This window comes from Parabacteroides sp. AM08-6 (assembly GCF_003473295.1).
Classification (GTDB): domain Bacteria; phylum Bacteroidota; class Bacteroidia; order Bacteroidales; family Tannerellaceae; genus Parabacteroides.
In genome coordinates, this window is the sequence record NZ_QRMP01000001.1 from 387,206 (window position 1) to 406,788 (window position 19,583).

21 protein-coding genes are annotated in these 19,583 nt (G+C 39.5%); 3 read left to right on the forward strand and 18 right to left on the reverse strand.

Features of this window, described 5'->3' with window-relative positions; all coding sequences use genetic code 11:
* Positions 1 to 66: 66 nt before the first annotated feature.
* Complete coding sequence (locus tag DW103_RS01520; protein WP_122273893.1) at positions 67 to 1,620, reverse strand: Mfa1 family fimbria major subunit; 1,554 nt, start codon at positions 1,618 to 1,620, stop codon at positions 67 to 69.
* 400 nt (positions 1,621 to 2,020) lie between these two features.
* Here DW103_RS01520 and DW103_RS01530 point away from each other — a divergent pair, with 400 nt between their 5' ends.
* Entirely contained in the window at positions 2,021 to 2,998 is a 978-nt protein-coding gene (locus DW103_RS01530) for a helix-turn-helix domain-containing protein (RefSeq protein ID WP_122273895.1), read from the forward strand.
* A 98-nt stretch (positions 2,999 to 3,096) separates the two neighbouring features.
* On the opposite strand, the gene DW103_RS01535 is transcribed toward DW103_RS01530, so the two are convergent.
* The 3 genes from DW103_RS01535 to DW103_RS01545 form a co-directional block, all read right to left on the reverse strand.
* Complete coding sequence (locus DW103_RS01535; RefSeq protein ID WP_122273896.1) at positions 3,097 to 4,098, reverse strand: malate dehydrogenase; 1,002 nt, start codon at positions 4,096 to 4,098, stop codon at positions 3,097 to 3,099.
* A gap of 183 nt (positions 4,099 to 4,281) precedes the next feature.
* Positions 4,282 to 4,482, reverse strand: a complete 201-nt coding sequence (locus DW103_RS01540; RefSeq protein ID WP_122273897.1) for a helix-turn-helix transcriptional regulator — start codon at positions 4,480 to 4,482, stop codon at positions 4,282 to 4,284.
* Positions 4,475 to 4,942: a hypothetical protein gene (locus DW103_RS01545; RefSeq protein WP_147381161.1), complete on the reverse strand. Its 468-nt coding sequence runs from the start codon at positions 4,940 to 4,942 to the stop codon at positions 4,475 to 4,477. The genes DW103_RS01540 and DW103_RS01545 overlap by 8 nt, the downstream gene beginning before the upstream one ends.
* 161 nt (positions 4,943 to 5,103) lie before the next feature.
* Between DW103_RS01545 and DW103_RS01550 the strand changes: the two genes are divergently transcribed.
* The gene (locus DW103_RS01550; RefSeq protein WP_122273899.1) at positions 5,104 to 6,918 is read left to right on the forward strand and encodes a YgiQ family radical SAM protein; all 1,815 of its coding nucleotides are present in this window, start codon (positions 5,104 to 5,106) and stop codon (positions 6,916 to 6,918) included.
* Between the two features lie 204 nt (positions 6,919 to 7,122).
* Here the strand turns inward: DW103_RS01550 and DW103_RS01555 are convergent, their stop codons facing one another.
* From DW103_RS01555 to DW103_RS01620, 14 genes are all read right to left on the reverse strand, one after another.
* The gene (locus DW103_RS01555; RefSeq protein ID WP_122273900.1) at positions 7,123 to 7,503 is read right to left on the reverse strand and encodes a RidA family protein; all 381 of its coding nucleotides are present in this window, start codon (positions 7,501 to 7,503) and stop codon (positions 7,123 to 7,125) included.
* 25 nt (positions 7,504 to 7,528) lie between these two features.
* Positions 7,529 to 8,275, reverse strand: a complete 747-nt coding sequence (gene rlmB, locus DW103_RS01560; RefSeq protein ID WP_122273901.1) for a 23S rRNA (guanosine(2251)-2'-O)-methyltransferase RlmB — start codon at positions 8,273 to 8,275, stop codon at positions 7,529 to 7,531.
* A 191-nt stretch (positions 8,276 to 8,466) separates the two neighbouring features.
* A complete protein-coding gene (locus DW103_RS01565; RefSeq protein ID WP_122273902.1) occupies positions 8,467 to 8,901 on the reverse strand; it encodes a hypothetical protein in 435 nt (144 codons plus the stop codon).
* A gap of 9 nt (positions 8,902 to 8,910) precedes the next feature.
* Positions 8,911 to 9,549, reverse strand: a complete 639-nt coding sequence (locus tag DW103_RS01570; RefSeq protein ID WP_122273903.1) for a hypothetical protein — start codon at positions 9,547 to 9,549, stop codon at positions 8,911 to 8,913.
* 66 nt (positions 9,550 to 9,615) lie between these two features.
* Positions 9,616 to 11,280 (reverse strand): DNA repair protein RecN, encoded by a 1,665-nt coding sequence (gene recN / locus DW103_RS01575; RefSeq protein WP_122273904.1) that lies wholly within the window; start codon positions 11,278 to 11,280, stop codon positions 9,616 to 9,618.
* An 11-nt stretch (positions 11,281 to 11,291) separates the two neighbouring features.
* Positions 11,292 to 12,197 (reverse strand): DUF4835 family protein, encoded by a 906-nt coding sequence (locus DW103_RS01580; RefSeq protein WP_122273905.1) that lies wholly within the window; start codon positions 12,195 to 12,197, stop codon positions 11,292 to 11,294.
* A complete protein-coding gene (gene coaBC, locus DW103_RS01585) occupies positions 12,194 to 13,396 on the reverse strand; it encodes a bifunctional phosphopantothenoylcysteine decarboxylase/phosphopantothenate--cysteine ligase CoaBC (RefSeq protein WP_122273906.1) in 1,203 nt (400 codons plus the stop codon). Before coaBC ends, DW103_RS01580 begins: the two co-directional genes overlap by 4 nt.
* A 97-nt stretch (positions 13,397 to 13,493) precedes the next feature.
* On the reverse strand, positions 13,494 to 14,645 hold the full coding sequence (locus DW103_RS01590; RefSeq protein WP_122273907.1) for an iron-containing alcohol dehydrogenase: 1,152 nt from the start codon (positions 14,643 to 14,645) through the stop codon (positions 13,494 to 13,496).
* Between the two features lie 5 nt (positions 14,646 to 14,650).
* Positions 14,651 to 15,421, reverse strand: coding sequence for a 3'-5' exonuclease (locus DW103_RS01595; RefSeq protein ID WP_122273908.1), 771 nt, complete (start codon positions 15,419 to 15,421; stop codon positions 14,651 to 14,653).
* Between the two features lie 11 nt (positions 15,422 to 15,432).
* Positions 15,433 to 16,557, reverse strand: a complete 1,125-nt coding sequence (gene dnaN, locus DW103_RS01600; protein WP_122273909.1) for a DNA polymerase III subunit beta — start codon at positions 16,555 to 16,557, stop codon at positions 15,433 to 15,435.
* A gap of 200 nt (positions 16,558 to 16,757) precedes the next feature.
* On the reverse strand, positions 16,758 to 16,910 hold the full coding sequence (locus tag DW103_RS01605) for a DUF4295 domain-containing protein (RefSeq protein ID WP_005638125.1): 153 nt from the start codon (positions 16,908 to 16,910) through the stop codon (positions 16,758 to 16,760).
* A gap of 14 nt (positions 16,911 to 16,924) precedes the next feature.
* Positions 16,925 to 17,113: a 50S ribosomal protein L33 gene (gene rpmG / locus DW103_RS01610; protein ID WP_005642977.1), complete on the reverse strand. Its 189-nt coding sequence runs from the start codon at positions 17,111 to 17,113 to the stop codon at positions 16,925 to 16,927.
* A gap of 19 nt (positions 17,114 to 17,132) precedes the next feature.
* Complete coding sequence (gene rpmB / locus DW103_RS01615) at positions 17,133 to 17,372, reverse strand: 50S ribosomal protein L28 (protein ID WP_122273910.1); 240 nt, start codon at positions 17,370 to 17,372, stop codon at positions 17,133 to 17,135.
* Between the two features lie 210 nt (positions 17,373 to 17,582).
* Positions 17,583 to 18,848 carry a glycosyltransferase family 39 protein gene (locus DW103_RS01620; RefSeq protein WP_122273911.1) on the reverse strand — a complete coding sequence of 422 codons (1,266 nt, stop codon included), beginning with the start codon at positions 18,846 to 18,848 and terminating at the stop codon, positions 17,583 to 17,585.
* 127 nt (positions 18,849 to 18,975) lie between these two features.
* Between DW103_RS01620 and DW103_RS01625 the strand changes: the two genes are divergently transcribed.
* Positions 18,976 to 19,578: a nitroreductase family protein gene (locus DW103_RS01625; RefSeq protein ID WP_122273963.1), complete on the forward strand. Its 603-nt coding sequence runs from the start codon at positions 18,976 to 18,978 to the stop codon at positions 19,576 to 19,578.
* Positions 19,579 to 19,583: the final 5 nt, after the last annotated feature.

Sequence of the window (19,583 nt, forward strand, 5' to 3'; positions counted from 1 at the left end):
TTTCATGAGGGTGGAACTAAAGTTTCTTCCGAATGAAACTATTATTACATCAAGGACTTGACAGTCTTAAATATCAATTTCATTTTCCCATACAATCCATGGAGCAACCGATACGGTGATGCCCAGATAACCTGCTGCTTCATCGATAGGATCTTTCGGGTCCGGATCACCCGGGCCGGGGTTGTTTGCTTCCGGATACCAGGGGCTGCCCGGTCCGCCAACGGAATTCAATGTCAGCGAATACCAGTTGTTGCGTACAACACCGTATTTTCCGAAAACCATTTCTTCGTCTAATGTATTGTCATGACGGACCATATAGTAGTAGTAACAGAGGCCTTTCTGATACCAGCGGATCACGTCGTTCTTATTATCTTTGATCACTTGTCCACCGTTAGGTATCCCATTTAAATCTTCCTCTGTAAGACTGACGAAATTAACTCCGGAGATGATAATTCCGGGATGTTCGCTTGCATACTCTTTGATTTTAACAAACATATTGTCACAAGCTTTCTTTAAGTTTGAGTCCTCACCGGCTTCTCTATAAGCCTCTTTCAACTCGTCGAGACCGTTATAATTCTTACCGGCATAGTTGAACCAGTCGCCATCGGTATTGAAACCCGGTGGAAAATAGGTCGCTTTTATCACCAGACGGGTTGCATTTCCGAATAGCTGATGGTCAGCATCCATTGTGTTTTCGATGCAATAAGCGGTTGTTCCCTTATCCTGCCAGTTATAAGTTTCAGCCAGCAACGGGCTATAATCGTTGTTTGTATCAATTGTTGCAAATACAAGTCCGGAAGCTCCGTTGAAGTTTGGATCGTATGTATAGAAATTCTTTTTATAAATATTCTGGGCATGCGTACTTCCAAGTATGTATTTTTCGGCGCATGGGTAGTAGGTCGAATTCACTGCGTCGAGTGTCCATCGACCGAACGTAAAAGAGGCTCCTTCTTGTTTTGTTGTGGCTCCATCCTTTTTTTCCTGCAAGTCGAGTTTGGCTGCCAGACGCTCAAGGCTGACAGGCACTCTCTTGTCTTCAACACCAGCCTCATTATCTGCAAGACTGTTTGAGATGTCGATGAGCAGGTTGCTTACTTTACCCACTATCTCTTCATTGGGGCCACTGTTGATCATCGTGAAACCTTTGCTGATACTGCCGGTGTTATCTATAACCTCGTCTTTTGTCGTACCGGTGATTGCAGCATTGATAGAGCTGAAACTCGATGTCACGCTGATATTGTTGATTGCGTTTTTAAGCATTCCGTCAGGATTGGCAATCACCAATAGTTGTTTTGCGTTTTTCGACACTTTGATCGCTTCTGGTGTTGTCGAGGATGTAGAGAGCATCGTGAAATAATTTGTTGTTCCGGGGATTCCCACAACCATGCCATGTTCATCAAAAGTAATCAGGTAAAGAGTTTTCAAATCGCTCTCGTTTTCCCCGGGTTTTTCGGCGGAACCGGAAGCGCGGGTCGTCGGCTGCGTTTCGATTTTGATGGAAAGATACGCCACGTCTACGTCTGCCATCTGCGGACCGCCGTGATGATCTACGTCATCATTGTTACAACTGGTCAAGGCGGCTATCACCAACATTGACATAAAAATAGTTCTCAGTTTCATTGTCTTGTTTTTTTAATTGTGATTAAGTAAATGATAATATAACTTTTTGCATACGCATAAAATTCTTTTTGTTTTCAACGGCAAAGTTCAACCATTATGAAGTACGAAAAAAGACAACTTTATCGGGTGAAAATGAAGGGTTAGAACCTTTTTTGAGGAGGAAGATGTTTGAGCATAGATTATTCTGCAAAACGATGGGAATAACGATTTTGTTTGTGGACTTTTCGGAGGAATCCTGTCCGGATATTGACAGAAAAGGAGAAAAACTTAGGGTGATGGGGCTAAGTTTGAAACTCTGTCTTTTTTTAGCAGTTTAGACCCTGTGTCTTTTGATAATTTTTCTTACATTTCGATACCCGTAATTTTGTGTTTTCTATTCATATATAATAATGTAACAAATATGAAAAAGAAAGATCTACATGATATATTTATCGAAGAATTGCAGAATAGGGGAATTAAGAAAGCTGATCTTGTCTACCTCATATCTGACATTCTCAAACTGGAGAAGGAGTCTGCCTATAGAAGGCTGGCAGGAAAAGTGAACTTCTCTGTCAGGGAAATGGGGATTCTGGCTAAAGCTTTGAACATTTCCTTGGACAGTCTTTTGTACCAGGATTTGGGACTTCAATGGGTGCCAGTTATATTGGGGTTACCGTCAGCCTATCATTCTATGGATTCATTGTATGACTTGATGGAATCCAATATAGCGAAAGTCAAAGAAATCAGTCTGGATGAAGTTAATGAAACAGGAAATGTGTACCATGCTTTGCCTTTGGAATGCTATGTACACTCTCCAGTTCTTATGAAGTTTATGTTTTTTAAATGGGGCAGTTACTTTGTGCAGTCGGAAGAGTTCAGTGATTTTGCCAGTTGGGAACCGCCAAGTAGGCTATTTAAAATTGCAGAGAATTTTTATAATATATATAATTTCCAGAAAGGATTTTACGTTTGGGATAATGCCTTAATATGGAATATAAGTAAAGAAATACTTAATTTCTATAAGATGCGTATCATCAATACACAAGAGAAAAACGAAATTAAAAATGAACTTAAAGAGTTCCTGTTAAAGCTGGAAATGTTTTTGAACGAGACTTATACTCCGAAATTTGCTTTGCCGCCGGATTATAAATTTTACGTTTCGGCTATGAATTTGGGATTTTCAACAAGCTATTTTACTTCCAGTAAGCAGTCTTTAGCTCTGTTTCAAACAAATTTCAGCTTTTCCATGATTACTGATTCGAATGATAAATTCAAAAAGATGCAAGAATGGATTCGGTCATTCTGTAAACTTTCTACCCTATTTTCCGAAGGAGGACGTATCGAAAGACGTTTATTCTTTAATAAACAACACAAAATAATAGATGAGATATTAGAATAAAGGGTGTGCCTATTGCCCCTAAAAGTTTTTGTCTAACTGTAGGGACACTTAACAGACACACCCTATGCTTAATTAACCTAAATCTTTTTGCCTGTAAATTATTTCATATGCTCATTGAGTGTATGCCACAAATGTATTTCGGGAATAATCCCCATACCAATTACTTCATCACGTAATTTGCTCAAATGCTCATAACTACGTACCAACTCCGCATTTTCCGCCGAAGTTCCCTCTACCTCTTTATAAAAAATACCTTCTTTTGTGATTTCTGTTTCCATAGCCATCATTATATGATTGAACTTACCGGTATGTACATAAGTCCCGGCCGGCCAACGAAAAGCTTCGCCTCCCATAGCTGCGCGTATCATTTCAATCGAAAGATAGGAAGGACTCTGAAAAGAAGAACGTCCGCGTAAATCAATAATTTCTTTTCCTCCTTGGATAACGTGCTGTTTAATGTCTGCCCATTGTTCATCGGTCAGTTCAGGGGTACCTATAAGCTTTAATAAAGGGCGATTATCAACAGTAGTAGTAGAAGCAAAGACAGCCATTTGCTCACCATGTCCACCATATGTACGACAGTTGCGAACTAAATTTTGACGAATACCGAAGTGTTGGGCTAATGCGCTTTGCAGACGAGTACTGTCCAAAGCAGCCAATGTACTTACCTGTGAGGGTTTCAGACCGGAATAAAGTAATGTAATCAGACCGGTGATATCAGCAGGATTGAAAATAACAACAACATGCTTCACATCTGGACAATAAGTACGCAAATCTTTACCGAACTGAGCTGCAATTTCAGCATTTCCTTTTAGCAAATCCTCACGCGTCATACCGGCTTTACGGGCAGCACCACCTGATGAAACAACATATTTTGCACCTCTCAACGCTTCGCTGATATCAGACGTGTATGTAATATTGGCATATTCAAAGCCGGATTGATACATCTCTGCAGCAACACCTTTCAAGGCCGGTGCAAAAGGATCGTAGAGACAAACTTCCGTGCTAAGCCCCATCATCAGAGCTGTCTGCGCCATATTAGAACCAATCATACCTGCTGCGCCTACAATTGTAAGCTTTTCGTCTGTTAATGTTTTCATACTAATTATTTTAATTGATATATTTTATTTCCAAAACATTTACCTCACAAATAAAGTTGTTATCTTAACTATAAGATTTCTTTATGGATACAAAAGTAAGGGATAGAAATTGATTATGCCAATCATTAATTTCTATCCCTTATAATTAAAAGTTATAGCTTGAAGTTCAAAAGCTCCATTCCTTTAATCCGTATTCTCTAATACGAAAATATCATCTACATGCTTATCGAATATTTTTGCCATTTTCAATGCTAAAACGGTAGAAGGCACATACTTACCAGATTCAATTGCATTTATAGTCTGGCGGCTCACTCCTATCGCCTCGGCTAATTGCTGTTGAGTCATCTTCATAACAGCTCTCTCTACCCGAATTGTGTTATTCATCTTCCAAAGTATTTTTCCTGAATCGGTTCAATTCCCACTTATATTTTGCAATAAAGAAAATCAGCACCGTAAACATACCGACGAATGCAACACTCAAATAAGCCACTTCATATATAAATAAAGTTGCGAGGATCAGTAGCAAATAATTAACCAATATTGCCCACACTAATGAATTCATACGGATTTTCGCAATACATTCATCTTCGTCTTTTTCTTTTGAAAAACCAACAAGCAGCAGGGATATAGCTAATCCTATCGTCGCTATTTCATCTAAGGCACTTCCCGCTCCCACACCAAGAAATTTAGGAAGAAACAAGATTGCTTTGGATGAAACCTGGACGGGATTCATTCCCTCATAATTAAACTCAAATAAACAATAAATGCTGAGTAAACCGAACGGGATCAGCAAAATCCAACCAATCTTTTTACAGATTGCAGGAAAAAGATAATTCATTTCCATCTTGATAAATTTTAAGTTACGCAGCAAAAGTAAAGTAAACTTTACAAACAAACAAATAAACAAGACAAAAAGTAAAATAAACTTTACACAATTAAGATGTTCATTATCGAATATATCAGCATATATCCAAACATTAGATATATAATTTGTACTTTTGCAGTATGAATACATACAAACTGTCGGACTGGTTGCCAACTACTAAAAAAGAAGTTGAAATTCGTGGATGGGACTATCTAGATGTTATTTTTTTTAGTGGAGATGCTTATGTGGACCACCCTTCGTTTGGGGCTGCCGTTATCGGTCGTACTCTCGAATCGATGGGTCTGCGTGTAGCTATTGTACCTCAACCGGACTGGCGGGGTGATTATCGCGATTTCAAAAAACTGGGAGTTCCTCGTCTCTTTTTCGGTGTCTCCGCCGGAGCGATGGATTCGATGATTAATCATTATACAGCCAACAAACGATTACGTAGCGATGATGCTTATACACCGGATCGCCGGGCCGGTATGCGCCCTGATTACCCCAGTATTGTCTATACCCGGATATTAAAAGAAATATATCCTGAAGTTCCTGTTGTGCTAGGTGGTATTGAGGCATCCTTGCGACGTCTGACACATTATGATTACTGGCAGGATAAACTGTTACCCGGAATTTTGGTCGATAGCCAAGCTGATTTACTGATATACGGGATGGGAGAACTACCCATCAAAGAGCTGGTAACCCGTTTGCAGGCCGGCATTCCGTTTCACAAGATAACCAATATATGCCAGACAGCCTACCTGGCTGATAAAATAGAAGTTACCTCCGAAGATATTGAACTTTTCCCCCACGAAGAATGTCTGCGTGATAAGCTCAAACAAGCAAAGAATTTTCGGCATATAGAAGAGGAATCAAACAAATATAACGCTTCCCGTATCCTACAGCGGGTTGGTAAAAAGATTATTGTAGTCAATCCCCCCTTTCCCCCTATGTCGGAAAAAGAGATTGATACTTCTTTTGATTTACCTTACACCCGTCTGCCGCATCCCAAATATAAAGGAAAGGTGATACCAGCATTTGAGATGATTAAGTTTTCAGTCAATGTACATCGGGGATGTTTCGGAGGTTGTGCCTTTTGTACAATTTCCGCACACCAAGGTAAGTTTATTGCTTCACGGAGTAAAGAGTCTATCCTCAAAGAAGTAAAGGCTATAACTAAAATGCCTGATTTTAAGGGATATTTGAGTGATTTAGGCGGACCATCTGCCAATATGTACCGAATGAAAGGAAAAGAACAGTCCATTTGTGCCAAATGTAAAAAACCTTCATGTATTTCGCCTGTAGTCTGCAAAAATTTGAATGCCGATCATACTCCGTTGCTGGATATTTATAAAGAAGTGGATAGTCTGCCGGAAATCAAACGTTCGTTTATTGGAAGTGGCGTCCGTTATGATTTGCTGCTGCACCGTTATGAGGATGAAAATCTAAATAAAGCGACTCACATTTATATGGAAGAACTAATAGCCCACCATGTTTCCGGGCGTCTGAAAGTAGCACCTGAACATACGGAAAACAATGTCCTGAAAATGATGCGTAAACCTCCGTTTGAGCAATTCGGTCAGTTTAAGAAAGTTTTTGATCGTGTGAATAAGCAGTATAAACTCAACCAGCAACTTATCCCCTATTTTATTTCCAGCCATCCCGGATGTACGGAAGTCGATATGGCGAATTTGGCTATCCAAACAAAACAACTGCATTTCCAGTTGGAACAAGTACAGGATTTTACTCCGACTCCTATGACCTTAGCTACAGAAATATATTATACAGGTTATCATCCTTACACTCTCGAAAAAGTCTATACTGCACGTACGAAAGAACAAAAGCTGGCACAAAGGCAATTCTTCTTCTGGTACAAACCGGAGTTCCGTAAGCAAATAACACAGGCATTACAAAAAATCGGAAAGAAAGATTTAATTAACAAACTATTCGGACGATAGTTAAACGGAGTAATCTGAAAATTTAAAATACATCTTCCCCGTCCTGTATACTGGGCTTATTTATATCTCATCAAGTACGCTTCTTTTGTTTTACGAACGTGAAATAATAAATGAAGAACGAGGAATGAAAAAACAGGTTCGTCGTTTATACATTTCACATTCGTAGAACGAAGCATAGATAATATCCTTTTCAAGGAGCATTATCTATGCTTTTACAGCAATAACTTCTATTTCTACCAAACCATTCTTCGGTAATGTTTTTACTGCAACAGCCGAACGAGCCGGAAAAGCACCGTCAAACTGAGAAGCATACACTTCATTCATCGTTGCAAAATCACCCATATCCGAAAGAAATACAGTTGTTTTTACAACATCCGCAATACTGTATCCGGCTTCTGCCAGAATAGCATGAACATTTTTTAAAGCTTGTACAGTCTGTTCTTTGACTCCGCCTGGTACAAAATCACCGGTTACCGGGTCAATTCCTAATTGACCGGAAGCGAAAAGCATATTACCAACTTGTACTGCCTGGCTGTAAGGACCGATAGCGGCTGGTGCATTTTTTGTTGCGATAACTTTTTTCATTTTATATACATTTATTATATTGTGATTACGCTTGTTCGTTCATACGTTGCCGGACCACTTCGTATACCAAGACAGAAGTAGCAACCGAAACATTCAACGAACCGATAGTTCCAAATTGCGGTATCTTCACCATACTATCACAAATACGAAGATTATCCATAGAAACACCGTTATCTTCCGCACCCATTACGATTGCAACAGGGCCGTCATAATTGATTGCCGTATAATTTTCGACCGCCTTTTCACTTGCAGCATATACTTTCACTCCGCTCGCCTGTAAAAAACGAATGGCATCCGTTATATTCCTTTCTTTGCAGACAGGCAATACATGAAGTGCACCCGCCGATGTTTTAATGGCATCCGCATTAACAGTTACACTTCCTTTGGACGGAATCACAATAGCATCCACTCCTGCACATTCGCAAGTGCGAGCAATTGCACCAAAGTTCCTCACATCGGTAATACCATCTAGCAATACGATAAAAGGGTTCTTTCCCTCTTCATACAGAAATGGGATAATATCCTCCAAACGTTGATAAGTGATAGCCGGAATGAAAGCAATTACTCCTTGATGATTTTTGCGGGTCAAACGGTCCAAACGTTCTGTCGGGACACGCTGCACAGGAATATCACGTCCGCGAAGCACTTCGAAAAGCTCGCGGGATAAATCACCCTGCAATTCTCGTTTCACCAATATTTTATCAATCTCTTTATCAGCCTGAATAGCCTCTATAACGGCACGTATGCCAAATACCATTTCGTTTTCTTTCATTTCGTTTTATATCATTACTGCATTTCTCCGGCTCGCATGTAATCACTTCCAAGCTCTTTTTACAAATCAACCGAACTATAAAATCTAATTATTCTACAAAAATAGTGATAATACCCCGTTAGATAAATTAATTTGTTTCCTATTTTACAAACCTGAACGAATCCAAGCGACATCCGGCATCTTTTATTCCTTCATCCATTCATTAATTCCTTTTTCATCTTAAAACTTTGGCGGAGAAACAATACACCGGTAATAATCAAAGCAGAAGACAACCCCGTATAAAAGACGGAAATAAATGAATTAGGCAACAAATGGAAACGTCTGGCCGTTACACCAAATGTTATCATAACAATCATAACAATCCAACCTTTGACATCAAAAAAAGAAAACGGGCAGTTTTTTTCTCCTTTACGGGAAATGCGAGTTGTATGCTTATCAAACAAACGACGAAATACAAAATTGAAAAAAAGCAGAAAGACGATAATTGCTTCTCCAACTTTAAACATCCAGTAATGGGCATCATGTATCCAAGTGATAATGCCGATGCGCAGGATATTCGCTCCCGCTATTATCCAGACGCATCCCGCTATCAAAAGCAAAGCCTTTTTACTGACCCGAAATCCCATATCAACCTTTTAGTTTCTCCGTCTTTCCCTATCACGTTCTTTTCTATTTCTGTCTCTCTCCCTGTCACGTCCATTATTGTTAGGGCGAGATGGCGTACCGGGACGATAATGTCCGTTGTTATTGGGATGCGGACGGTCATATTTACCTGGATACCATCTACTTTCGTCAAAACGGTCGACCCATCTTTTACCAGCATATTCCCATTGACAATGCCAGTAATGATCCTCATACCGATAACATACGTTCGAAGGACGGTAATGTGAATATCGCGGATTATTAAACCATCCCTGCCAATCATGGATACGTGTCGGTTCTTCACGAACAAAGCGAACATATAAACGAAATTGCTCAGGATTTAGAATGCGTTGTAGTTTTCTGTCCCGTTCCATGCGCAACCGATAGATATTTTTAGCAGATTGGTCCCAATAACGATAATGTTTTTGAGCTTCTTTTTCTATTTTCTGTCCATATTTATGAATGATTTTATGATACTCGGCAGCTTGCCTATTCGTCATGCGGATGGCTTGTTCCATCCAAAGACAATTCTGGCAATGAGGTTCATTCCAACCGAAGCTAATCCAGAATTGTGCGTGTCCCTGCAAACTGCATAAAAGGACTAACATTACTATAATACTCACTCTCTTCATGTCTTTCAGTTTTTAAATTAACAATTAAGTGATGTTGATTCTATGACCCGGCAAAAATGCAAAGGTTTAATCTTTCGTTTTCAAAAGTTCTTTCGCATTTGCAATAGATGCACTGGTCAAAGAAGCACCGCTTAACATACGCGCAATCTCTTTTACACGTTCTTCCTTACTTAGTTTTTTTATCTTGGTAACAGTACGTTCCGGCGTATCTTCTTTGTACACAAAAAAATGTTCTTTCCCTTTAGCTGCAATCTGCGGTAAATGAGTAATCGTGACCACCTGCATTTTCCGGCCAAGTTCCTGCATAATATCCCCCATTTTATCAGCAATATCACCAGAAACTCCTGTATCCACTTCATCAAAAATGATTGCAGGCAAAGCTGTAAAACCAGCTATCATAGCCTTTATACATAACATCAAACGAGAAATTTCACCACCCGATGCTGTTTGTGCAACAGGTTGAAGTTCTCCACTCTTATTAGCAGAAAACATAAATCGAATTTCGTCCATTCCATCGCTTTCCGGCTCCTGTTTAGCGACGAAATCTATTTCAAAACGAATATTCGGCATTCCCAAAGGTAACACCATCTCCACCAACTGGGATTCGACTGTTTTCGACGCAATCTTACGATGTCCGCTTAATACGGCTGCTTGCCGGAGCAATTCTTTATATGAGAGGGTTACTTGTTCCTTAAGTCGCTCGATTTGTTCGTCAAAAGAGTCCATCTCTCTTAACTGTTCCGTATATTTATGTTGCAACTCCATTAATTCTTCGACTGTTGAAACACGATGTTTCTGTTCCAACGAATAGAGAATATTTAATCGTTCATTTACCCAATCCAACCGTTCCGGATTAAATTCTATATCTTCTTTTTGTACATCTGTCTCTGAGGCCAAATCATTCAAATCCAAGAAAGCAGAACGAAGACGTTCCGCTATTTCCTTTGCTTTCGGGTAATAACGTTCCAGCCCGTCTGCTGCAGAAAGAGACTCTTTGATAAGTTGTACAGCCCCTTGCTCCTCTCCATCCAGCAATTGAGTAATTTTATAAAGAGAACTTTTTATTTCTTCAGCGTGCGATAAAGTTTCCAGTTCTTGCTCCAACTCAACCTGTTCACCGGCAAACAAACCGGCCTCCGTCAATTGTTCAAGCTGAAAACGGACATAATCTTCTTCTTGTTTGTTTTGTACCGATTTTTCAGTTAGTTCTTTCAGTTCTCTTTTCAGAGACTGATAACGACTATATTCTTTTCTGTACAAAATCAACAAAACCTCATTTTCAGCCATTACATCAATTACTTTCAACTGAAAACGATTATCGCCTAATAATAAGTTCTGATGTTGCGAATGAATATCAATCAAACGTCCACCAAGCTCTTTCATCACAGTCAACGATACCGGAGAGTCATTTACAAAAGCACGTGATTTACCGGAAGCATACAATTCACGACGAAGAATACAAATCGCGGAATCATATTCTAAATCATTCACCTGAAAAAATTCTTCTAACCTATATTCAGAGATATCAAATACCGCCTCTATCACACATTTATCGGCACCACTTTTTATACTTTTTCCATCGGCACGCTGTCCTAACACCAACGACAAAGCCCCCAATATAATAGACTTTCCCGCCCCTGTTTCGCCGGTTATAACAGAAAAACCTTTATCAAACCGAATGTCCAGACTGTCTATTAAAACAAAATTCTGTATAAATAACGATTTCAACATACTTGTCTGATTTACTTTTTTAGTGGCTCCAGGCGGGTACTCAAAGCCGGATATAGATTTGATAATTCTTTATAGCCTTCTTGTTTCTCCTGAGTAGTGGCTTTTGAATAAATACTGACTACTTCGTCAAGTTTAGAGTCGGCAAACAATTGTAATAACGGAGAGGTAGGACGGGCACTCTTTATCTGATTCAATGTTGGTAATAAAGAAATGATTGTCGTACGTCCCCGATCCGGATTTGCAGCCATTTCATCGAGTCCTTTACGATGATAGTTGTACCACATTTCACGAAACATTGCAGAAGTATTATCCGTTAAAGCCGTAGACAAAGCATGCCGGTTCCGGTCATTCTCAAAAGCTTTCCAGCCATTCCAGGAAGGTTGTGCCTGAGCAAGACTTACAATCTGTTGTGCCTGTTGCAAGAAACTATTTCCCCCGTTCGGAGCAAAACTATCGAAATCGAGTCCGAGAATTGTATAAATATAAAAGACAACAGTTGCTATCAAATTACTATTTAATGTATTTTCCGTATATTCCAACGGTTCGAACTCCGTATAATCAAAATCCAATTGTGTATCACGATAATTAAATAAGGTTGTCGTATAGCTTGAATTGTAGACCGGGCGACGGGCCTGGACTTGTATTTCCGACTTAAAACTGTTATCCGAAGGCATTTCGTTCACAATAATCGTCATTGAACAATCAATACGTTCATTAACAGCAAAAGTAGCATCTGTCCACTTTTTATTGTTTACAAATTCATTAAGAGCATTTTGTAAAGTAGTAAATACCTGTTTGTTGGTAGCTTGCACCTTATCACTATTAATCGTGATACGCGCATTCAACTCCTGCGCTTTCCCCCAGAAAGGAGTAGCCCCCAATAAACAGATAAACAATAATCTTTTAATCATTCTCATTTCAGTAATGTTGCCAACTTATTTACAATATCGATAGCTACTCCTTGTTTACTCTTCAAAGGAAAAACGCGGACTTCTCCTTCTTTGTCTATAATGGAAATCTTATTGGTGTCGCAACGAAATCCGGCTCCGGCGTCACGCAAAGAGTTAAGAACGATGAAATCGAGATTTTTTCGCTTTAACTTACTTTCTGCGTGTGCAGCTTCGTCGTTTGTTTCAAGGGCAAAACCGACCAATACCTGTCCATCCCGTTTAATGGCCCCCAAAGAGGCTGCGATGTCTTTATTTGAAACAAGCTTCAAGGTCATTTCGCCTTTAGTTTCACGTTTGATTTTCTCCGAAGCCTGAACTTCCGGACGATAATCGGCCACCGCCGCACATAAAATCGCAGCATCCGAAACCGGAAAAGCTTTCATTGCAGCCTGATACATTTCCTCTGCCGACTCCACATCTATTCGCTTAATATTCGGATGATTCGTCTTTAATGACACAGGGCCGGCAATTAATGTAACTTCCGCACCTTGTCCGGCACATGCTTCAGCTAATGCAAATCCCATCTTTCCGGAGGAATAGTTTCCTATAAAACGTACAGGATCTATCTTTTCATATGTCGGACCGGCAGTTATTACAATCTTTTTTTTTTGAAGCTGTGTTTGCGAGGTAAAAAAATCACTCAAAACCTCAATAATTTTGTCCGGCTCTTCCATGCGTCCTTTGCCAACCAGATGACTGGCCAACTCTCCTTCACCTGGTTCTATAATATGGTTGCCGAATGAACGAAGACGTTCCAGATTTTGCTGAGTCGTCGGATGAGCAAACATGTCCAAATCCATTGCCGGAGCAACAAATACAGGAGCCTTGCAAGAAAGATAAGTCGTTACCAACATATTATCGGCTATACCATTTGCCATTTTCCCGATAGTAGAAGCTGTAGCTGGCGCTACCAACATGGCATCCGCCCAAAGTCCCAAATCAACATGACTATGCCAAGAGCCGTCTCGATTGGAAAAAAACTCACTGATAACCGGATTACTACTCAACGTAGACAAGGTTAGCGGAGTAATAAACTCTTTTCCGGCAGGTGTAATAACGACCTGTACCTCCGCTCCTTTCTTCACCAACCCCCGAATAATATAAGCAGCTTTATAAGCAGCTATACTCCCCGTTATTCCTAAGATGATATGTTTACCTTCGAGCATATATTTCTAATCATTTTGCCCTGTTTTTCAGTCATCCATGTTAAATATTTGAGAACATCGATGTTAAAAAAACAGGGCTATATTTATTCTAAAAACATTACAAACGGAGCATCATGATTTCGCGCGTCACGCGACTGTCTATGTTATGGTGTTCACCCAGTTTCCAACTTTGCTTATCGACCGGAGCGGCCAATGCATCCAAATCTTTCTCTGTAATACCACATTCCCCAAGCCGGGTTTTCAATCCCATCCGACGGAAGAAATCTTCACAAGCTATAATCGTCTGACGGGCACGCTCTTCTTCCGTACCTTCGGTGATGCCAAAAACAACTTCACCCATACGTGCCAGCTTGGCTTGTTTTTCTTTAAACATATATGTCATCACACCCGGTAAAAGTATAGCCAAAGTCTGAGCATGATCCAAACCGAATAAAGCTGTCAGCGAATATCCCATCCGATGTGACGACCAATCCTGCGGGACTCCTTGTCCTATCCAGACGTTCAAAGCATTGGTAGCTGCCCACATCAAATTGGCACGAATATCATAATCATAGGGATTATCCAGAACTTTCAAACCTTCTTCATGAATCACTTTCAACAACCCCTCGGAGAATGCATCTTGTACTTTAGCATTTACCGGATAAGTCAAATATTGTTCGATAACATGAATAAAAGAGTCCACCACTCCATTCGCAACCTGCCGGGCCGGCAACGAATAAGTTACTTCCGGATCGAGAATTGCAAACTTCGGAAATATCAAAGGATTGGCAAAGTTCAGCTTTTCACGCGTGGAAACACGTGAAATAACAGAGCGTTCATTCATTTCCGAACCTGTAGCAGCCAAAGTCAAAACAACACCTAAAGGCAACGCTTTCCGAATGATGCCGCCTTTCGACAAAATATCCCAAGGCTCACCTTCAAAATCGACAGCCACAGATATAAATTTTGTAGCATCAATTACAGAACCTCCTCCGACAGCCAAAAGGAAATCTATATTCTTCTCCTTCACGACCTCCACTGCTTTCATGCATGTTTCATAATGAGGATTAGCCTCTATACCAGAAAATTCAGTCACATCGAAGTCTTTCAATGCCGCCATTACCTGATTGTAAATGCCGTTTTTCTTTATACTACCGCCACCATAAACCATTAACACCTTACTTCCATTCGGAATCAAAGCCGACAAACGGGCAATAGAACCTTTACCGAAAACAACCTTTACCGGGTTGCTAAACTCAAAATTATTCATCTTGCTTATTTTGAATTAAAACCTCTCAATTTGATTTCGGTCAACATTTTCTTTGTGTTCAACGGGAAATCTCCATTCATAATCCATGAATAGTAACCGGGATCATTTTTCAACACTTCCGAAACCAATTGACCTTTATATTTACCAAAATTAATCACCTCTTCCCCTTTATCATTATAAATCATACGACCGGCAAAATCCACATTATTACTGAAGCTGGAGTATTGGGATAGGAAATTAATATCATTTTTCAGTTCCGGATATCTATCTAATTGTGCCTTCAACACCTCATAAGTAGCCATTGTATCGGCTTCTGCCGTATGCGCATTTTCCAGACTTTTATCGCAATAAAATTTATATGCGGCCGAAAGCGTACGTTGTTCCATCTTATGGAAAATAGTCTGAACATCTACAAATTTGCGTTTATTCAAATCTATATCCACGCCTGCGCGGAGAAATTCCTCTGCCAACAAAGGAATGTCAAAGCGGTTCGAATTATATCCGGCTAAATCGCATCCTTCAATTTGGGCAGCAAGCGATTTGGCTATTTCTTTAAAAGTAGGACAATCTTTTACGTCCTCGTCCGTAATACCGTGAATGGCCGTTGCTTCCGCCGGAATTGGCATTTCCGGATTGATACGTCTTGTTTTGGACTCCTCTTTTCCATTAGGATGAACCTTCACAAAGGAAATTTCAACAATACGATCTTTCACTATATTAATACCAGTAGTCTCCAGGTCAAAAAAGACTAACGGGTTCTTCAGGTCTAACTGCATTTTTTTATATATTAATCATTCAACATCATCGGCATCAGCAACATCAGCAAGTCCTCATTCTCCTCATTTTCAGAAGGTATAATAAGACCGGCACGGGAGGGGTCCGCCAATTCCAATATGACCTCTTCCGAATTTATATTACTCAATATTTCAATCAGGTAAGTCGCTTTAAAACCAATGCTAAGCTCGCTTCCATCAAAATTACACATAATCTTTTCTTCTGCAGATGTAGAAAAGTCTATATCCTGGGCAGAAACAAGCATTTCACTGTCTTTCAACTGCAATTTAACCAGACTACTTGCCGGATTGGAAAATACGGAAACACGTTTAAGGGCATTCAGAAACGATACACGATCAATTGTCACTTTATAAGGATTTTCCTGAGGAATGACACTGTTGTAATTCGGATAACGTCCTTCAATCAGACGGCAAATCATCTCAAAATTAGAGCAATTTAGATAAGCATTGTTTTCGTCAAATCTAACACTGACATTCTCCGTTTCTTTTGCCAGCAAGCCTTTCAATAAATTAGCCGGCTTTTTAGGTAAGATAAAAGAAGCTCTTTCCGGTGATTTTACTGCAAGATTACGTAGTCGAACCAATTTATGCCCGTCGGAAGCGACAAACGTCAAATCGTCAGTATGGATATCAAAATAAACACCATTCATCACCGGGCGTAACTCATCGTCGGCTGTAGCAAACAACGAACGGCTAATTCCATTCAATAACATTTGTGCATCCATTACAATCGATATCGCATTATCGTTCAATGGCTTCTGCTGCGGATAAGTATCTCCTTTCTGTCCAATAAAATTATATTTACCATTTTGGAAATGAATAAAAATTTCCAGGTTTTCATCATTGATATCGAAAGTCAACGGCTGTTCGGGTAATTCTTTCAACGGATCGAGCAGAATTTTTGCAGAAACAGCGAACAAACCTGTACCTTGCGCATTCATCACTTCAACGGAAGTAACCAAACGCGTCTCAGCATCCGAAGCTGTTATGGTTAGTTTGTTTCCTTCCAGATTGAACAGGAAACTGTCCAAAATAGGTAATGAGTTCTTAGAAGCGATAACTTTGCTAATAGACTGCAAACGCGACAACAGCGCAGTACTGGATACATCAAATCTCATGGTTCTTAATTATTTATATTGTTTTCTATTTATTATTCACGGATTTAAACAGCATTTTTCCGACAAACGTTTTCAGCCGGTTCAACGCCCGAACAAAATTAAGAAATTATTTTATTCAGCCACGCAAAATCCTACACAAAAAAAGAGGTCCTCCTCCAACTTGAGAAGAACCTCTTATCTATTTTATTATATACACTATCTTATTTAGCGAAATAATCTTTTACAGCTTCATTCGGAATCATTTCTTCCTGGAAGATGTAAGCACCAGTCTTCGGGGACTTAACCATCTTGATTACTTTAGAATAGGTACGACCGTCACCTTTCTTAAATGTTGCAACCGCTTTCTTTGCCATTGTTTAATCTCCTATTACTTAATTTCTTTGTGTAAAGTCATCTTCTTCAGGATAGGATTATATTTCATTAATTCCAATCTCTGAGTTGTATTCTTTCTGTTCTTTGTAGTGATATATCTTGAAGTACCCGGCATACCACTTTCTTTATGCTCGGTACATTCCAGAATAACCTGAACTCTGTTACCTTTTGCTTTCTTTGCCATTTCTTATTTCCTCCTCAAATTAAGCGTTTAAATAACCTTTTTCAGCGGCTTTTTTAATTGCTGCATCCAAGCCTAACTTATTGATAGTACGTAAGCCTGCTGCTGAAATATTCAGGCTAACCCAACAATCCTGCTCTACCCAGTAGAACTTCTTAGTAAACAGGTTAACATTAAACTTACGCTTCGTTCTTCTTTTAGAGTGAGAAACGTTGTTGCCAACCATTGCTTTCTTTCCGGTAATTTGACAAATCTTAGACATTGCTATCTTTCTTTTTTTGTTAATTTAGAAAATTAGTCAACTCCTGCTATGTGTCTTCCTTTTTCTGAACTAGCATCAAGAACAAAAACGAAGATTCTAATAGAGTTTCTCTCTTTACGAGGCGCAAAGGTATAAATTATTTTCAATTAAACCACAAAAACTCTGAAATAAATGTAGAAATTAAATTTTAAATTTCCGCAAAACACGATTTCATCGCATTTTGCCTTTAATATTCTTATTCAGAAAACAGATAAATCCGGCAGCCGCATAAACAGTTATCAAAAACATATAAGGGTAATGATAACGGGATGTAATCACAAAGAGAAGAGTAACAGCCGTACCAAAAAGAGGAATCAACAAAAACACATGTTCACGACGAATGAGTGTCCGGCGATTCGTCCACAGATAATAAACGAAGAGTAACAATAAGCCATAATAAACAAGACTTTTCAAAAAAAGTACAGCTCCTACTTCTACAAGAGCCATTTTATCATTTCTTGCCTTTTCAAGGACTACCCGAAATCCCATATCTGGTTTAACACGTTCCGTCCAAGTATCTTCACAATATAAAGCGGCTAATTTAACAGGAATTTGAGACAGATATTTTCCCGGATTTTCCCTTATCCACCGGATAGCTCCTTCTTTCAGATAACAATCGCACTCCATATAATCAAATGCAACGGGACGTTTCAGATAAATATAAGTAGTGCTATCACCAAAACCGCTGAAATTGACTAAACCGTTGGCCCCGTCAAACGAACTCATTGCCAGATTATATCCGCCGGAAACAGCTTGGTAAACAAAATATCCGGTTCTTGCCTTTGCAGATTGTCCAATCAGGAAAACAGTCAGCAGAAGTGGCAACACCAATGCCGCATAATATTTCCAGACTCTTTTATTAATTAAAAAATACAGCAATAGGACAAATAAGAAAACGAAAGCCAACGGTCTGAACCAATTAGCCACGGCAATTAATATTCCGGCTACCAGAACCGGAAGGATTTTCTTCTCCATGCAAAGCAATAAGGCTGTTAACAAAAGAAAAGTAAACGGCAAATCTGTCAGCATGGCGATAGGAAGATACAAATTGGAGAAGGTCAGCATATACAAGATGGCCGCCAGATATGCGGTATTTTTATCAAACAACCTGTGGGCCAGCACAAAAACCTCAACCAACATTAGTATATTCAGTATAAAATTCAGTAAACGAACTACATAAAAAGTACCGAATAAGTGATGAAACAAAACCAGCAGATTAACATATCCCGGGCCAAAAATAAAAGTATCGTGTGCATTCTGAACATCCGGATACCATGTTCCCCTATCGACACATTCCTGCGCAAGCTCCTGATAAGCAAGGGCATCATCATGATTCGGCATATCCCAATAAAGAAGCAACAAAACCAACTGGATGCCAACCCACAAACAGAACACAACTCCTGCAATCACAGGCAACTTCGACAGAAATTTATTCATAAAAGAACGCTGATTGATATTTATTTGAGTTCTGCAAAAATATAATTAAAAACCTTATAAACAAAAGGACATGCAAGATGGTTTTATAAATAAGATAATTAAAAACAATAAAATAAAACTTCACAACATGACACGAAATTTTAAAGAAGCATTGAAGCACCGCAGGACTTATTACCATATCAGTAATAGCTCCCCGATATCCGATAACGAGATTAAAGAAATTATCGACTTCGCTGTAGAAAACGTACCTTCCGCATTCAACTCTCAGTCAACCAGGGTCGTACTTTTACTGGGACAGAACCATAAAAGACTCTGGGATATAACCAAAGAAACATTGAAAAGAATCGTTTCAGCCGAAGTATTCAAAGGCACAGAAGCGAAAATAGACAAGAGCCTTGCCGCCGGTTACGGTACCATTCTGTTTTTCGAAGATAATGCTGTTGTTGAACAATTGCAGAACTCTTTCCCAACCTATTATGACAAGTTTCCTATCTGGGCACAACAAACTTCAGCCATGCATCAGTTGGCTATTTGGACTATGCTGGAAGATGCGGGATTGGGAGCCTCTTTGCAACATTACAACCCATTAATCGATGAAACAGTTTGTGTAGAATGGCACATCGATCCGAAATGGGAACTAGTAGCGCAAATGCCTTTCGGAGCGCCGACCGAACAACCGGGCCCAAAAGAAATCAAGCCTTTAAACGAAAGAGTGCTTGTGTTTAAATAAAACAC

Bases quoted from the DNA above. Each gene is read 5' to 3' on its own strand.
- DW103_RS01520 (WP_122273893.1), bottom strand. From the start codon at position 1,620: ATGAAACTGAGAACTATTTTTATGTCAATGTTGGTGATAGCCGCCTTG.
- DW103_RS01530 (WP_122273895.1), top strand. From the start codon at position 2,021: ATGAAAAAGAAAGATCTACATGATATATTTATCGAAGAATTGCAGAAT.
- DW103_RS01535 (WP_122273896.1), bottom strand. From the start codon at position 4,098: ATGAAAACATTAACAGACGAAAAGCTTACAATTGTAGGCGCAGCAGGT.
- DW103_RS01540 (WP_122273897.1), bottom strand. From the start codon at position 4,482: ATGAATAACACAATTCGGGTAGAGAGAGCTGTTATGAAGATGACTCAA.
- DW103_RS01545 (WP_147381161.1), bottom strand. From the start codon at position 4,942: ATGGAAATGAATTATCTTTTTCCTGCAATCTGTAAAAAGATTGGTTGG.
- DW103_RS01550 (WP_122273899.1), top strand. From the start codon at position 5,104: ATGAATACATACAAACTGTCGGACTGGTTGCCAACTACTAAAAAAGAA.
- DW103_RS01555 (WP_122273900.1), bottom strand. From the start codon at position 7,503: ATGAAAAAAGTTATCGCAACAAAAAATGCACCAGCCGCTATCGGTCCT.
- rlmB (WP_122273901.1), bottom strand. From the start codon at position 8,275: ATGAAAGAAAACGAAATGGTATTTGGCATACGTGCCGTTATAGAGGCT.
- DW103_RS01565 (WP_122273902.1), bottom strand. From the start codon at position 8,901: ATGGGATTTCGGGTCAGTAAAAAGGCTTTGCTTTTGATAGCGGGATGC.
- DW103_RS01570 (WP_122273903.1), bottom strand. From the start codon at position 9,549: ATGAAGAGAGTGAGTATTATAGTAATGTTAGTCCTTTTATGCAGTTTG.
- recN (WP_122273904.1), bottom strand. From the start codon at position 11,280: ATGTTGAAATCGTTATTTATACAGAATTTTGTTTTAATAGACAGTCTG.
- DW103_RS01580 (WP_122273905.1), bottom strand. From the start codon at position 12,197: ATGAGAATGATTAAAAGATTATTGTTTATCTGTTTATTGGGGGCTACT.
- coaBC (WP_122273906.1), bottom strand. From the start codon at position 13,396: ATGCTCGAAGGTAAACATATCATCTTAGGAATAACGGGGAGTATAGCT.
- DW103_RS01590 (WP_122273907.1), bottom strand. From the start codon at position 14,645: ATGAATAATTTTGAGTTTAGCAACCCGGTAAAGGTTGTTTTCGGTAAA.
- DW103_RS01595 (WP_122273908.1), bottom strand. From the start codon at position 15,421: ATGCAGTTAGACCTGAAGAACCCGTTAGTCTTTTTTGACCTGGAGACT.
- dnaN (WP_122273909.1), bottom strand. From the start codon at position 16,557: ATGAGATTTGATGTATCCAGTACTGCGCTGTTGTCGCGTTTGCAGTCT.
- DW103_RS01605 (WP_005638125.1), bottom strand. From the start codon at position 16,910: ATGGCAAAGAAAGCGGTTGCAACATTTAAGAAAGGTGACGGTCGTACC.
- rpmG (WP_005642977.1), bottom strand. From the start codon at position 17,113: ATGGCAAAGAAAGCAAAAGGTAACAGAGTTCAGGTTATTCTGGAATGT.
- rpmB (WP_122273910.1), bottom strand. From the start codon at position 17,372: ATGTCTAAGATTTGTCAAATTACCGGAAAGAAAGCAATGGTTGGCAAC.
- DW103_RS01620 (WP_122273911.1), bottom strand. From the start codon at position 18,848: ATGAATAAATTTCTGTCGAAGTTGCCTGTGATTGCAGGAGTTGTGTTC.
- DW103_RS01625 (WP_122273963.1), top strand. From the start codon at position 18,976: ATGACACGAAATTTTAAAGAAGCATTGAAGCACCGCAGGACTTATTAC.